The organism is Paenibacillus sp. 19GGS1-52 (assembly GCF_022369515.1).
Classification (GTDB): domain Bacteria; phylum Bacillota; class Bacilli; order Paenibacillales; family Paenibacillaceae; genus Paenibacillus_AQ.
In genome coordinates this window covers 3586363-3602463 of record NZ_CP059724.1, presented here as the reverse complement: position 1 = coordinate 3602463, position 16101 = coordinate 3586363, and the positions used below count along the sequence as shown (strand labels likewise).

At 42.3% G+C, this 16101-nt stretch carries 9 protein-coding genes and 4 pseudogenes; 12 read left to right on the top strand and 1 reads right to left on the bottom strand.

Going from position 1 to position 16101, the window contains the following annotated elements; genetic code table 11:
* Nucleotides 1-39: 39 nt before the first annotated feature.
* From H1230_RS16865 to H1230_RS16825, 9 genes and pseudogenes are all read left to right on the top strand, one after another.
* Nucleotides 40-1601 (top strand): annotated as a pseudogene (locus H1230_RS16865) (IS3 family transposase).
* A gap of 47 nt (nt 1602-1648) precedes the next feature.
* Nucleotides 1649-2050 (top strand): annotated as a pseudogene (locus tag H1230_RS16860) (AAA family ATPase); the annotation flags it as partial.
* Between the two features lie 358 nt (nt 2051-2408).
* Nucleotides 2409-3464, top strand: coding sequence for a restriction endonuclease (locus tag H1230_RS16855; protein ID WP_239710875.1), 1056 nt, complete (start codon nt 2409-2411; stop codon nt 3462-3464).
* Between the two features lie 382 nt (nt 3465-3846).
* Nucleotides 3847-4224 carry a DUF6431 domain-containing protein gene (locus H1230_RS16850; protein WP_239710873.1) on the top strand — a complete coding sequence of 126 codons (378 nt, stop codon included), beginning with the start codon at nt 3847-3849 and terminating at the stop codon, nt 4222-4224.
* Between the two features lie 191 nt (nt 4225-4415).
* Nucleotides 4416-4994 (top strand): annotated as a pseudogene (locus H1230_RS16845) (transposase family protein); the annotation flags it as partial.
* 948 nt (nt 4995-5942) lie between these two features.
* Entirely contained in the window at nt 5943-7787 is a 1845-nt protein-coding gene (locus tag H1230_RS16840; protein ID WP_239710869.1) for an ATP-dependent nuclease, read from the top strand.
* Between the two features lie 408 nt (nt 7788-8195).
* A complete protein-coding gene (locus tag H1230_RS16835) occupies nt 8196-8516 on the top strand; it encodes a hypothetical protein (RefSeq protein ID WP_239710867.1) in 321 nt (106 codons plus the stop codon).
* A 134-nt stretch (nt 8517-8650) separates the two neighbouring features.
* Nucleotides 8651-9193 (top strand): hypothetical protein, encoded by a 543-nt coding sequence (locus H1230_RS16830; RefSeq protein WP_239710865.1) that lies wholly within the window; start codon nt 8651-8653, stop codon nt 9191-9193.
* 112 nt (nt 9194-9305) lie between these two features.
* A complete protein-coding gene (locus tag H1230_RS16825) occupies nt 9306-9995 on the top strand; it encodes an anthrax toxin lethal factor-related metalloendopeptidase (RefSeq protein WP_239710863.1) in 690 nt (229 codons plus the stop codon).
* 1381 nt (nt 9996-11376) lie between these two features.
* Here the strand turns inward: H1230_RS16825 and H1230_RS16820 are convergent.
* Nucleotides 11377-11712 carry a hypothetical protein gene (locus H1230_RS16820; protein ID WP_239710861.1) on the bottom strand — a complete coding sequence of 112 codons (336 nt, stop codon included), beginning with the start codon at nt 11710-11712 and terminating at the stop codon, nt 11377-11379.
* Nucleotides 11713-11870: 158 nt separating this feature from the next.
* Between H1230_RS16820 and ltrA the strand changes: the two are divergent.
* From ltrA to H1230_RS16805, 3 genes and pseudogenes are all read left to right on the top strand, one after another.
* A pseudogene (gene ltrA, locus H1230_RS16815) lies at nt 11871-13133 on the top strand (group II intron reverse transcriptase/maturase).
* A gap of 1136 nt (nt 13134-14269) precedes the next feature.
* Entirely contained in the window at nt 14270-14581 is a 312-nt protein-coding gene (locus H1230_RS16810; RefSeq protein ID WP_239710859.1) for a hypothetical protein, read from the top strand.
* A 494-nt stretch (nt 14582-15075) separates the two neighbouring features.
* Complete coding sequence (locus H1230_RS16805; RefSeq protein ID WP_239710856.1) at nt 15076-15654, top strand: hypothetical protein; 579 nt, start codon at nt 15076-15078, stop codon at nt 15652-15654.
* Nucleotides 15655-16101 lie beyond the last annotated feature (447 nt).

Here is a 16101-nt window from a genome sequence, read left to right as displayed (position 1 = left end):
TGTAAAGTAGATTAAAAGAGAGACTGAGGTGGAGCGACAATGGCTAGATACAGTGACGAACTCAAACATAGGATTATGCAGCGGATGATGCCCCCAAACAATGAATCGGTGAGTCAGATCGCAAGGGACAGCGGCCTCGGGGAAGGCACCTTGTATAAGTGGCAGAAGGAAGCCCGGGCGACCGGTGGCGTTTTCCCTGGTGGTGAAAAGGAAACAGAGAAGTGGAGCACCCGAGACAAGTTCGCCATTGTTGTCGAGACAGCCACACTAAGTGAGATCGAATTGTCTGAGTACTGTCGAGCAAAAGGTCTGTTTGTTGAACAAATCGAAGCCTGGCGTGACGCCTGTATGCAAGCCAACGGAGGCGTTGCTGAACAAGCCACCCGGCTGCAAAAAGAACTACGTAACAAAGAACGAGAGAACAAGAACCTTGCCCGCGAGTTAAAACGAAAAGAGGCCGCCTTAGCCGAAACCGCTGCCTTACTGGTGCTTCGAAAAAAGGCCCGAGCGATTTGGGGGGACCCCGAGGACGAATGATTCCTGCCTCAGATCGTCAAATCGCCATCACCCTTATCGGGGAAGCCGTACAGGCAGGAGCAAGAGAAAGAAAGGCTTGTCTAGAGCTCTCTTTGACCCAACGAACGTTACAGCGCTGGCGTAGTGAGCGAACGCCGCTCGAAGATCAACGACCCCATGCCATTAAGCGAGCGCCTTCTCATCAACTCAGCGAACCCGAAGTACAGCAGATTGTTTCCGTAATCAATCAAGTGGAATTTAAGAGTTTACCACCCAGTCAGATTGTCCCTAGACTCGCAGATCAAGGGATCTATCTCGGTTCCGAGTCTACCTTTTATCGGGTCATGCACAAGTATCAGCAACAGCATCACCGTGGGCGTAGCCTAAAGCCTACCTCTAAACCTCTGACTAGCCACTGCGCCACCGCACCCAATCAAGTCTGGATGTGGGATATTAGCTGGTTGCAGGGTCCGATCAAAGGCGTGTTTTACTATCTCTATCTCGTGCTCGATTTATACAGTCGTAAAATCGTAGGCTGGGAGATTTGGGAAGAAGAATCCTCCGAATATGCCAGTCAGCTCATGCGGAGAACCGTGTTGAGTGAGCAATGTGCCGTTCGAAAAAGCCCGCTCATTCTGCATTCGGACAACGGTAGTCCTATGAAAGGCGCGACTCTGCTTGAAACGTTATACAGTTTGGGCATTATTCCATCCCGCAGCAGACCGCGAGTCAGCAATGACAATCCCTATGCGGAATCTATTTTCAGAACCTGTAAATACCGCCCAAACTACCCTCTCAAAGGCTTCGGATCAAGGGATGAGGCACGGGAATGGACCCTACGATTTGTCCGTTGGTACAACACCGAGCATCGCCACAGTGGGTTAAATTTCTTAACCCCCAATCAAAGACATTCAGGTCTTTCTGAAGAAATTTTTGAGAAGAGAAAGCACGTCTATGAGGCAGCAAAAGCGAAAAATCCTAGCCGTTGGTCTGGAGAGACACGCAACTGGAAACTGAATGAAAAAGTATGGCTCAATCCTGAAAAAGACGGAGTTATGGACACCGATGAAGAACAATTAAAATGACTACATACATTCTATGAAATCACGACAACTGTCTTGACAATTACCGTATGAAAGATATTAGTGAGTTATCTTTAGGTCAAAAAGTAGTAACTATATTAACTTTCATTTTTGAATATGGGAAGTTTTTTAACGATAGTACACCTCTTATCATTGATCAACCTGAAGACAATCTAGATAATCAATATATTTATAGGAATCTTGTGAACAGTTTAAAGCTTATCAAAAATTCACGACAAATCATAATCGTTACTCATAGTTCAACTATTGTTACTAATGCAGATGCGGAACAAGTAATCGTCCTTGAATCAGACCACAGGCATGGATGGGTAATAAACAAAGGATACCCAGATGATGATATAATAACCCGTCACATAATCAATTATTTGGAAGGAGGAGAAGATTCATTCAGACACAAAATTGGTATGTATCAAAAAGTATTAAATATATAGGTTTGTTAGGGACAAGAATTGGTTTTTTTGTTGACGAAATGGGACAAGAACATGATTCTAGTGCAGATTAGTTCGCGCAAAAACCTGAAGAGATTTAGGAGCTGGCGCTCTGTTCCTATCGTCTCTGTCTCTAGAAGGCAGATCGATCTTCAAAGTGGCGATGGACTGCAACCGCATGAGACTGTCAAACCAATAGAAATTCTTCATCATAAAACTGGGCATGGCAATTGAATATGCGGATTAGAGGCGTAGCTACTGCTCCTTATCGAGAAAAAGACCATATACGAGTATTATCAATGTGCTAATTAGCACTAGAACTTTGCTTTAGAAAATTCACATGAATTCATGGGGCGAAATAATGAAGAATAGTGATATTAACACTTTGTCAGGGATAGAATTCGAAAATCTTATATATAATCTTTTTACCAAGCTTGGATTTAGGGTTCAGCTTACTAAAGCGAGCGGTGATGGTGGAATAGATTTGATAGCCCATTATGATGGGCTTGTTTTCAAAGGGAAATATTTAATTCAGTGCAAGAGATGGAAGGGGACCGTTGGAGAGCCGGAACTTCGTGATTTATATGGAACTACAGTCTCCGAGAATGCGCTTAAGGGAATTTTGGTAACCTCTAGCTCTTTTACTAAACAGGCTCAAGAGTTTTCGAGAGGTAAAAATCTTGAACTCATAGATGGGTCTGCTTTAAGTGTACTTCTTGAATCGATAAATGAATCATATGACGCACTATTACCGTTACATACAGATTCACAAATTGGATTTCTTAATCACACTTTATTTGATAAAGAAAGATATTTATTATTTGATGAAAGAATAAAACTCACCCCTAAGGGTGAGACTCCACAATCAGCATTAATTGATTATTTGATGAGCTCAATAATAGAAATCGGTGCGCCTTCACTAAAAAATGGCCTTATATCCGAATGTAACTTCAGGATACATTCTTATATAGAGTTATTTGGAAAAGGAAAATCCCAAAATACAAAGTCGGTAAGGAATACTATGATTTATAAACAATCTTTATTGAAATTTATAAGCGGCAAATATGGAGAATCAATTGAGATGCTATCTACTGTACTCACAGAACCGCATATTTTTCATCCCTTTTACGAGACACTTAAATTTGCGCTAGCAGCAGTTCTGAATTCTTCTGATCTTATGAAAATTAGCTCGGATAAAATTATAAGATTTATGAGTGTCGTTGATAACCCAAAATATGCCGATATAATCTTTAATTACGTAGAAGATAGAAGTCTTCAAAATTTTCATCAACTTTTAGTTTTTTGGCCGTCTGTTCAAGAGTTAAACCTCGAACAATATGCAAATAAATTCAATCTAGACTATACACAAAACATGAGTGAACATCACCGGTATTTGCAGAGTTATGGATTGATTTAATGGTATAATTATGATTTCCACTTCAAGCGTAGGAAGTTTGTATGATATTTTTTTGCCTAAATTACAGGCGATGCTTCATTTTATAAATTTGGTGGGCATCTTTGTGTCTAAATTTCATAACACAAAGATGCTTAGAATTTTTAACGAATAGAGCGTTTAGTAGGGGAACCATAACGCCGCGAAGCTGGCGGGATTGCCTGTCCGGAAGTTGCCGGATATAATGACCGTATTCTAACAAAGGAAAAAGGATACCTCCGTGGCGTTGGTTACCTGCTGAAACAGGCCGCACCGGAAATATCCTTCATCACTAGACATGGTCATCGTAACAAGTATGCGCTGGTTGAAAAGATCCCTAGTGTTTTTGGTGAGGGATGCGGAGGAGGTGCCCTGCCCGTGCTGCACAGAAAAACTAATGGTGATCGGTAGCCGGGAACGAAAGGTCCGGGGTGGGGGTGGTGAGCTGCGCCTGCTCGTGATTCGCAGGCTACGGTGTGCGGGAAGCCGCAAGATTCACCACGAGCTTCCAGATCTACTCGTGCCCTACAAACGCTATGAATCGGGGAGTATGGAACAGGTGCTCACGGAGCCGGAGGCGTCCGTGAGCGTCTGCGCAGAAACATCTACGAAGACGCTGGAAATCCTGGTTTCGGGTGCTTGCAGTCTACTTCATGCTGGTCTTGCGAGCGCTGAGCACCCGATTTACCGGCGTAAGTTTCTCTGCCCCGCGAGGCTTCCTTTGCTTCGCCCGTTGTCTCCATAGAGACTTTCCGCCACGAAGGACCCGGCTGGCCAGACTTGTCCGCCCCATCGCTAATGCCCAGTTATGGGTATTTACCCGTTTTGCCTACCTGTCCGCCCCCTCTCTGCGGTAAACTTTCCTTGAGTTCAAAGAAGGAAGGAGCCTCCCCAATGAAAGACCCAACTTAAGCCGAAGCCCTATTCGCTGAGCGGATGCAACTTCTCGCTCCTCTGCTTGTGGACGGTCTGGATCCGGCCAAAAGCCCGGGAGATGAAGACGAAAATCTGTGAACAGACCGGACTCTCCAAACGCACGCTGCGCCGGTATATGGCGAGTTACCGAAGTGAAGGATTTACCGGGCTGAAGCCCAAAGGTAAAGGAAGGCCGCTCTCGGACGAGGCCATTCCAGGCGACGTTCTGGAGCAAGCGATCCTCTTGCGCCGGGAGGTCCCCGGCCGCAGTGTGGCGCAGCTCATTCAAATTCTGGAATGGGAAGACCGAATTGCCCCCGGCCAAGTCAAGCGAAGTACGCTTCAGGAACGGCTAACGGCCCATGGCTACAGTTCGCGTCATTTACGAATATACGCCGAATCGGGCGTGGCCGCCCGGCGCTTTCAGCAGCGCCACCGCAACCATTGTGGCAATCTGACCTGAAGTATGGCCCGTATCTACCCCTTGGCGAAGGAGGAACGATGAAGCAAGTGTTCCTGATGGTGTTTATTGACGACGCCACGCAGTTTATTGTGCACGGTGAATTTGTACCCGTCATGGAACAGCGTCTGGTGGTAGATTGCAAAGCAAGGATTATGTGTAGGTGGACAAGAACTTGATCCCATTGCCGATAATGGACAAGAACATGGTACTATGGCCGATTTGAGATTTTACGCGGTTTACGGTAATGAAAATCGTCAGGCAATAAAAAATAAGTATTAAACTGAAGCATCAAAGAGTGCCCAAAACGAACAAAACAGAAAATAAAGTATTAGAATGAAGCTTGAGAAGCAGTTGGTCGACGTAACCGGTTGACGGTCCGCTGTCTGGGGCTTCTAAAGAGAACCAGGAAATCGTGCGGGCCGCGCCGAACGAGAAGCCCGGCTTCATCCGGAGCACCAGTCTACAACTTTATTATCACAGTCTAATACTTTATTTTCAGTCTAACACTTTATTTTCTTTCTACAAAAAGAAGCTTCACAAAGTAAATGGCCGCCGTAATCGGCTGCAGATGTAGAAAAAAAATAAAGTCGTAGACTGAATTTGTTGATATTATGGTGTTTTGGAGTTTGATAAACCGTCAGCAGGAAAAAAATAAGGTGGACGACCAGCTGCTGCACCTGTGTACAGTCAGTCTAATACTTTATTTTTTTGTTTTTGCTCTTTTACGTATGTTAATCGTGGATCAGTCTATAAAGCCGACGCCGCCCGGAAGCAACCAGGTGCGCGATGCTGCTGCAGCCGGCCATCCCGCCGCTGGAACCGACCGGGAAGCAAACGTTCGGATATTAATATCAAGAGGAAATGCGCGATATGTTGAGAGATTTTTATCCTTAACTAGGTTTTAATTTGCATCGTGTTAATGAAGGGATTGTTTCCTAAGAGGGAAATAATCCCTTTTTTGCATGTCGCCATTCGTAACTGTAATTATCATTGAAGGGAATGGAAGACCGATCTATAAAAAGATTGAAATCCATAATTAGGTAGTTTACTGTTGAGGTGAAGAACGATGTATGGGAGGAATAGAAATGAGCGAGCAGCAGCGTACGATAGAATCGTTGAATCAAGGGCGTCCTCGACTGAAGCAATTGATCATTCAAAATTTTCGCGGAATAGGAAATCATCCAGTCACAATTGAACTGGATAAGATTGTCGTTTTAGTAGGGCCAAACAATGTTGGTAAAAGCTCCATTCTTCGGGCCTATGAGGTAGCAATGTCCGAGGGCTCCAATGAAGCAATTCTGCTGCAGGATGACTTTCCAGGTGGTGTGGTACATCACGAGTCTCTCCCCATGATCGAGCTTCATACGGTTGTTCAGGATCATGCTCCTGGAGCGAGATGGATACATACGGATTCACTTACCCAAGAGAAGGTAGTCAAGGAGAGATGGACGTGGGCTGCTCCAGGTGCACCCAAGCGTCAAGGCTTCGATATAGAAAAAAACATTTGGGCTGAAGATGCGGTTCCATGGGGTGCACCCAATGTCGCCAACTATAATCGACCAAAGCCACATCGAGTTGATGCTTTTTCAGATCCTAAAGTGCAAGCGGATGTCATCGTCAAACTGCTGAGCAATGTCATAAAAGAGAGAGTAAAAGATGTTCAAGAAGAGGCGGGGGAATCTCAATACAAACATTTGCTTCGTACGATCGCAACATTAAGACAGCAAGTAATCAATGAATCCATCGGGCATATCGAAAAAATTGAACTACAGGTCTCGGAGCTACTCAGTGAAGTTTTCCCCGGATACGTTGTTAAATTTGATCCTCGGGCAGAAGAGGAAGCGGAGAGTGACCTTAATCTATTTCAAAAAGTAAATAACGCACAGCTAAAAATGGGACATGGTGAAAATGGACATTTAACCACACTGGATCGTCAAGGAAGTGGTGCAAGACGTACCTTATTGTGGAGTGCCTTACGAATGATTGCAGAGACGAATGTGAATAAAGGGGTTAAGAAAGGGGCAAAAAAAGAAGCAATAGAAGGTGAGGAGAATCGGCCTCATGTCCTTCTTTTGGACGAGCCGGAGCTATGCCTTCATCCAAACGCCGTAAGAGAGGCTTGCCGGGTATTATACGATTTACCGAATACGGGAAACTGGCAAGTGATTGTAACGACACACTCTCCTGCTTTTATTGACATCTCTCGCGATAACACAACCATTATTCGAGTAGAACAGATTAATGGACACATTTCCGGGACAACGGTATTTCGTCCGGAGAGAGTCAAATTAGATGATGAAGACCGCTCCCTTTTAAAGCTTATGAACATTTTTGACCCTTATGTTGCCGAATTCTTCTTTGGGGGACGCTGCATTATCGTAGAAGGGGACACGGAATATACGGCGTTTAAGCACATCATGGCAACAAAGCCGGGAATATATAAGGATGTACATATTATTAGAGCAAGAGGAAAAGCTACCATTATTTCATTAGTCAAAATACTAAATCATTTCGGTTCTCGTTATTCTGTCCTGCATGATAGTGATAAGCCGACAACCCTTAGAAAGGGAAAAACGATAAAAAATCCGGCATGGGCACATAACGAAAAAATATATGCAGCGATACAAGATCGACCGCATACTTCAAATGTTCGACTACTAGCCTCACTGGGGAATTTTGAGAAAGCGTATTTTGGGGAGGAAGTAAGTAGTGAGAAACCCTACAACGCAATTATTCATTTGCAACACGATGAGCAACGATTCGAAAAGGTGGAACAACTGCTGGATGCTCTTCTGGATCATAGTAAAGTTCCGCCTGAAGGTGCGCTTGAATGGACAAGCATTGCTCAGTTGGAGGAGATGGTTGCTGCACAAGCCAGTAAGGAATTAGTAGCTGCAGGTACTGAAGATACGATAGACGAGGTGTTTTGAGCGCGTAGTAGGTATAAAATAACTCCCAATTTATAGGACTGTGCGACAAAAGCACAGTCCTATAAATTGGGAATTGGAGCTTGATAATCCGTTGGGCTTTGAGAAGGTTTAAACCCTGTCTGGGGCAAAAAGAATTATCAAGTATATCGTCGTTACCTGAATTCATCTAATACGTAAAGGACAAGAACATGGTGCTATTGCCAATTCGATCAATATCTAATTATCAACTCATTCTGGTTCCAGGTATGAGACCGGTGATCAAACTTTGATATTTGGTTGGCATTACAGAAGTTATTGATGAAGCTAACAATAAATCTGTACCGAAAAAAGCTCATATATTGATCTCTGAAAGACACACATACTCGATTTTTGGATGTTGTCGGACGGATAGCCGAAGAGGCAAATGTATTGCTTATCGATTTGAAAGAACGGAGCAAATGGTTGTTCGAGAAAAACGGAATCGAGGGAACAAAGTCTCAGTTGCGTTTAAAAGCTTCCACCTTCATGTCTTTAACTCGCAGTCGTTCAGCCAGTTCCTCCATCAGATCCGGCTTGTCGATCATATTAAGTGTCTTGGCGTTGACGTTCACCGCTTGTCCGTTCCGATGTATCCGTCATATGGGCGTTGCCTTCAGCACGGGAAGTCAGCAGGAGCAGGGGACAGAGGAGAAGCCCTGTTTGCAGGCATCTTTAGTTATGGGATGCCTGTTTTTGCGCTTTTCGGTATGAAAAAATAGAATAGAAGAATTTATAAAGATTTAAAGAACTTATAAGAATACAAATGTTGAATAAAGTTCTTTAAAGTGTTAATATCAAGGAGTAAGAACGATTAAAGTTCTTTAAAAGAACTCTGAGGTGATATTATGAAGTATTGGGAAACTAAATTACTGATCAAGTATCCAAGCAACTCAGCTAACTGCCGTAAACACATCGACGACATTCAAAACGTTGTGAAAGCCTTCAACTCCTATTATAGTTCTACCCAAAGATACAAAGGAAAACTGATTGATGTGTTTAATCATGGGTTCACACTTGTAATAGCTGCAAATAACAACAATGAAACATTAAACGGCCATGATGTGAAGTTAATTAGCAAAAGACTGGCGGATTCTTATGGCTGGATGGAGATGTCCACACAAGCAAATAAACTTTTTTCGGTGTCGTCTAATGAGATCGAAGTGAATGAATTTAATGAGGCTATGGAAGTAAAAGTTGAACAAGAGGAGTTAGTTGAAGAAGTTAACAAAGAATCCACAAATGCAGAAATGACTCCCGAGATACGCAACATCTTGCTTCAGTTCATCTACGGAGTCGATGTATTAGATAATGAACTAAAAAGTCAATTCAGCGAAATTAGGATCCAAGCTCGTCATGAAATCAACCGTATACTATTGAAGTTCTTGTAAATTAAGCAAACGCTATATTTTAACCCAACAAAACATCGGCAGTCTATGATTTTTTTCGTCTATGACTGTCGATATTTCTACTACTAATCGCATTATTTCGGAGGTGACAAGCATGGGAGTATCAATAATCCAGAACACCTTATTTAAAAAGATCTTTATGCTTGTAACGCTGACAATTGTATTATTAACAACTTTGACTTCATGCACATCATCACAAGATGAAAAAGAAGAGTTAATCAGGCCGAAAAATGCTGAACTGATATTTTCAGAAGTTGTTAATGTGTACGTTCAAAAAACAATCAATCCGAACAATATACATCTGATAACGATTAGAAATAGTCTTAAACATTTGCCTCAAAGCATTAAAGATATACTAGTTGAAAACAAGTATGAGATATATCTTGTAAGTGATATCTCGGATGTATCTAAGAATGGAAATACCAAATCCAACGGAAAACATGATATCGAAAATAGGTTGATTATGGTTGAATTCACTACAATCGATCCTTCAAAAACATTATTACACGAAGTGGGGCACGCATTCGACTGGGGAAACAGTTATGAAAAAATGCGGTATTCTACTAATTCCGATTTCAAAAATGCTATGAGTGAAGAAGTAAAAGACCTCTTTAATCAAAATGTTTTTACAGGTGATAGTGAAGAGTATCTTTCACATGTATCTGACAATCAAGATGAATATTTTGCCGAGTGTTTTGCATTATATTTTTCTAATGAAATTTACAAAGAAAAGTTGAGCGTATTTGCTCCTAAAACTTATGTATTTATTAATAATCTATTTTAAATCAGCAATCCGGATACCGATTGACGAAGCAGTTCAGAAGAAAATCCCTTCCTACACATCAAGAAAGGCTGGACCGATGCGAAGTTATATCTGACCAAATGATACAGTGAAAAAGAGAAGAAATATCTCAAGGATGAAGCCATTTTCTCCATTACATGTAGCAATAAATTTCAAGGGTAATGTTCTAAAAACTATGTTGATTCATACGTGAAAAAATACAATTTCTAAAAAAGCACTGATTAATCGAAATCAGTGCTTTTTTTGTATGAAAAGGGGAGTGTTTACGACAATAGATACATGTTCTTTTCCTCCGACATGTCACCGTCAATCTGGGACAACTGTAAGAGGACAAGAACATATATTTATTGAAACCCGCGCTGGCCGAGTTTTTTTGATTTATGGATACATGTTCTTGTCCCGAGCAAAGGACAAGTACATGTATCCATTGCCGAAAATGGACAAGAACATGGTACTATTGCCGATTTGATGAATATCTAATCAAACTTGGATTCAGCAAATATTGATGAAGTTGGCATCGAATCAGTACCGTAAGCTAATTTATTGACCTTTGCAGCAATTTCATTGATAAAGACAGTTGCACTTAACTTAAATACAACAGCTTCTATTGTTAGAATCAAGGAGAAGCAGCCAGATGAACATCAACGTGCCGGAGCAACGATGTTAATCACATGAAAGTGACGTATTGGCTAAAATTATACTCTCAACAGATATTAACCATTATAAACTTGATCAATGGCACTGGACTTGTGCGACTAGTAACTCTACTATGGAGGAATCCAAAAGGATGGAGACTGGGGGCAATTTCACAGTGGTGATACTGTGAATCTTAAACTTACCATGGATGACGTTGTGCAATCAGGCTACACCAAACGGAGATTGAGATTCTATGTTAATTCTACCGAAGTGAGAACTTTTGTACGGGACTTTGGGTCAACAGATTCTCTTACGGAAGCACGCCTAATTAACGCAGCTAATCATTTAACCTATGAGGATGCATCACAAGTACCTAATACGCTACCTGCATGAGGTGTACTTCATAACCAATTAGTTGCTAGTGGTTTGATGCACAAAAACACTAGCAATACGTGGGTGGCTGTAAATAGTTCCAACTCGACACCACCAAGCTCCACTGAGAAGAACCCTTCCAATCGCCAGCACCAAGGATCGCCATTGGATTATTCAATGACTGTACTTCCGGCAAGTTCGAAAGTGTGAGCCTAATCAAATTTAATTGTGTTAAGCGATTCAACATGTTTCAAAAGATCCTGGAGGAAATTACTTCAGGATCTTTTTTTAGTGCGCCCAGCATGGGCGCTATCTCTAGGGTTAAAGTCCCGAATGGCGAAGGCAGTAGTAGCCATTAGCTTAAGGCAAGGGTGTCCTCCGCGAGGTGGAATCTGAAGGAAGCCTGCGGCAAATCTCCGGTCTGAGGAACACGAACTTCATATAAGGCTAGCATACGTTGGATGAGGTTGCTAAACAAGCCAAAGTCCATACTGCCAAAGACGTGCGAGAGTAAATGAAGCAGATAGATGGAGAGGAAGATAGCGTTCTTACCTGGGGAGATCTGTACGGAAGGCGAAGATATTTCGTAACCCTGGCCGTGAGGACAGGCTGAACGTACAGAAGTCAGCAGACGCCATAGTACGCTTTCGTGTTGCAACACGAGCGGAAGGGCTGAACATGAAATAGGCATTTGTGCATCTAGGCGTTCAAGATGAGTAATGACAGCAGAAAATCCGAAAGGACCTGACTGAAGAAGGAAGCGGTGAATCCCGTGTGGAGCTTCGGCAGGGCAGAATTCATCTTTGGCACAAGAAGAAGGCACAAATCACGTAAAGAGAGGTAAAAAAAATCTTGGAGCCGTTGCTGTCACGGGAAAATCTTCTACAAGCGTTAAAACGAGTCGAATCGAATAAAGGAAGCCATGGCGTAGATGGGATGTCCGTAAAATCCTTACGCGAACAAATCGTACAAAACTGGCAGAAGATACGGCAAGCGATAGAAGAGGGAACCTATGAGCCGAGCCCCGTACGTCGGGTCGAAATCCCGAAACCGAATGGCGGAGGTGTCAGGAAGTTAGGCATCCCTACGGTGACAGACCGAATGCTTCAACAAGCGATCGCCCAGGTGTTAACCCCATTGTTCGATCCACCCTTTTCCGAGCATAGTTATGGATTTCGCCCCCAAAGGCGGGGACATGATGCGGTGAGGAGAGCTAGAGAATTCATGAAAGAAGGCTATCGATTCGTAGTCGATCTGGACTTGGAGAAATTCTTTGACCGCGTCAACCATGACCGTCTAATGATGAAGATTGCGGAGAAAGTGAAGGACAAGAAAGTTCTTCTGCTGATTCGTAAATACCTTCAGTCGGGCGTGATGGAAAACGGGTTAGTAAAGCCGACTACGGAAGGCGCGCCACAAGGCGGTCCTCTGAGTCCGTTACTATCCAACATCGTCTTGGACGAATTGGACAAGGAACTAGAGAAACGTGGACACCGCTTCGTCCGCTATGCGGACGACTGTAATATCTACGTGAAAACGCCAAGAGCAGGTGAACGAGTCAAGGCATCCGTCACCCGATTCATCGAGACGAGGCTAAAACTCAAGGTCAACCAAGCGAAGAGCGCAGTAGACCATCCATGGAAACGGAAGTTTCTAGGGTTTAGTTTTAGCATAGACAAAGAGCCGAAAGTGAGAATTGCAAAGCAGTCCTTACAGAAAGCGAAGGTCAGAATTCGAGAGATAACCTCCTGAAAGAAATCAATGAAAATGGAAGAGCGAATGAAGGAACTAAACCACTATCTTATGGGATGGTGCGGGTACTTCTCGCTTGGGGATACGCCAAGTATCTTTCAAAGGATGGACGCGTGGATTCGAAGAAGGCTAAGAATGTGCCTATGGAAGCAATGGAAGAACCCGCGAACCAAAGTTAAAAGGCTTTTATCCCTAGGCATGCCTAAGAATAAAGCCTACGAGTGGGGGAATACCCGTAAAGGGTACTGGCGAATTGCAGGGAGTCCAATTTTGTCGCGAGCATTGAATAACCAATACTGGGAATGCAATGGACTTAAGAGCTTGTTGGACAGATACAACTCCATACGGAATATTTCATGAACCGCCGTATACCGAACGGTATGTACGGTGGTGTGAGAGGTCGGGGGTTCACCGCCCCCTCCTACTCGATTGCAATATTGCTACTTGGAAAATGGTATGTCAAAGGGTTAGTCAAAAAGTAGCTCATCGTTCCTGAAACTCCAAAAGCGGCAGAATGCCGTTTTTTCTAAGAATGGCGGTAAGTGAAACCGGCATTGTAACTGAACGCTCTTCCAGCCACTGGAGAGTCTAGATTTTATTTTTTTTCATGTCACAGCCTCCCGTATCTTTTTTTGATTCAGCGTATAACTTCATTTTGTTGATATGACGATTTTAGTTCCGCTATTTCTGGGAAATCAACGAACGTTTCCAGTCTATTATGTATTTTCTCTTAATAGCCATCAGACCCTCAGTAGTGCCAGCCGCAGCTGAATCCGGGTTTGTCGGTCAACTCACCGCATGCTAACGGGTATCCGACGGGTACAGAAGTAGCTGTGTGATCCATTTTTTTGGCTAACCCACGTTACACTGAGGTAGATCCCCAAGAAGCACTCGCAGGTGTGTGACCCACGTTGTTGTGTTACTTCATCGGTACGCTTCTGGGAGATCGGGGGTGAGCTCCAGAAGCTGTATACTACGAATTCCAGGTCGCTTCTGGATACAGATGAACGAGATGATCCGGGAAGCAGCTTCGCGTACCAGGTTTCCCCGAAAAAGTACCAATGACCTGTTTCATTTCCCGGTACGTGCATCCAATCTTGAAGCGGTATCCATAATGTTTTCAGTGTCGGTACTTACCAAAATGGACAACAGGTCGCAAACGGAACCAGGACAAAACGTAGCTCTTGGTTCTGCACTTAATAGTCTCTACGAATAGAATAGGTCAGTAAAAAACGAGCCACATATATGTAGCTCGTTTTTTACTGAATTGATTTCAAGTACATTGGCGGTTCGGATAGATAGCAACTCTCGAGCTTATCCCCAAAGTGTATGGGTGATAAATTTTAAAAAAAAACAAAAAGTATGTTGCGTTACGTTACGTTATATTATATTATATAAGTAAGCAGCTGGTCTCATTAAGTTGGAACAGGGAATTTCCTAATTTGATGTTTTCCCCGACACATGCTGTAAAAAAAATTTAAGGGAGATTGATTAATATGGCTTATGTTCAAACTGATTCTGTATACTATGGTCCGAATGCGAGAAGCATCGATATTTCGGCTAACAGCGTTCCTTACGATCCAAATAATTTTGACCATGCTTATGTGTCACTTATCTATGATGCTCAGGATTATACGCTGGTTATTAATACAGTTACGGGAATGAAGGGAAGAACCACATTCACAAATCCTATTCAGATTTTGCCGACGGATATGCGTGGCACCTACCATGTGAGGGTAACCTGGGCTGATGCCAGTAACCGTACCCTATTAGTTGCTAACTCAAGTCCAATTTATCTTACGAATTAATGGATTTCACGGCATTTGTTTTAAATGAAAAATGAATGGTTCAGCTAATTGAGCAAAGCAGCCCATCCTCTGACGAGTGTATAGGCTGCTTTTTTCTATTTCAATTATATTTACCCTCTTAGCGTCCTCATTTCCTTAAAACTGAGGATTTTGTAAGGGACTATGTCCTTCCTCAATTTTTATTTTTCTATATGTGATTAAATACACCCACACATAGCCTACCTATAGCAAATAGCCCACTAATAAATAAAGGCATCAATCTTCATTATCCACGAAAGGTGTCTAAAACTCTAGATAGTTCTATGATCATTTTAGCCAATTGGGTGAGTTCCTTACCCTGTCTTCAGTTAAGCTCTGAGTAAATCTAGGGAACTCATTAGAGTCTTCTCCTATCACTAATTCAACAAAGTACTACCACGTTTCGATATATATATTTGTAAAAGTTGTTTTATTTTACATTTAGATTTAGAATTATTGAATATGGAGGTGTTTATGTGATGAAGAAATATATATTATCTTCTGGTATTGCTGTTGGTTTAGTTTTAATTTTTGCTGTTAGAGAACCATTCGTTAGTAATGGTTTGCAAAAATTAAACTATGAGGGTCATGGTATTTTCAATTCGGATGGTGCCAAAATAAATACACCAATCATACGTGGAGATACTTATAATTCGGATGGTACAAAAATCAATATACCAACTATACCTGGGGATACTTTTAATCCGGATGTTACAGAAATTAATGTATCGACTCTACGTGGAGCTACTTTTAATTCGGATGGCACAAAAATTAATGTACCAACTTCACATGATGATATTTTTAATTCGGATGGTACAGAAATCAAAGTACCAGCTCCACGTGGAGATACTTATAATTCGGATGGTACAAAAATCAATCTAGCAGCTCCACATGATGATATTTTTAATTCGGATGGTACAGAAATCAAAGTACCAGCTCCACGTCGAGATACTTATAATTCGGATGGTACAAAAATCAATGTAGCAGCTCCACGTGGAGATACTTATAATTCGGGTGGTACAAGAGGCAGCACAACAGATCATGTTAACCCTTAGTTGTCAACATAATGACTACTGATTATGGTAATGAAATGAAGCAGATTCCCCGCCTTTTAGAAGGTTATTGAAAAAGTCGCGAATAAAATAGGCAGGCTCTTTTGCTTGAAATATTGAGCCTAAGGTGCCTGTTCTTTGTAATTTAGGTATCAAATGTGGGTGTACAAACTAACTCTGCTTTATTTCAAGTTCGTAGATAGCTAAATTATGATAATGATAGATCATTAAAATCTTGGTTTCAGGTTACATCCCTCGTCTTCTCGGTTAGGCCGATCTTCCACATCGCCTCTTCTTCATGCTTACCGAGCATCTAAGATTAAGAAAATAATAGAATGGTCTTTTCAGGCACCTACCAATAGACTACTCTTATCCTTCTGATCTTCATTTAATGCCTCTTCCTAAATAAGCCTCTAAACCACCATACGTCAATCATGAGATCATAGGCAT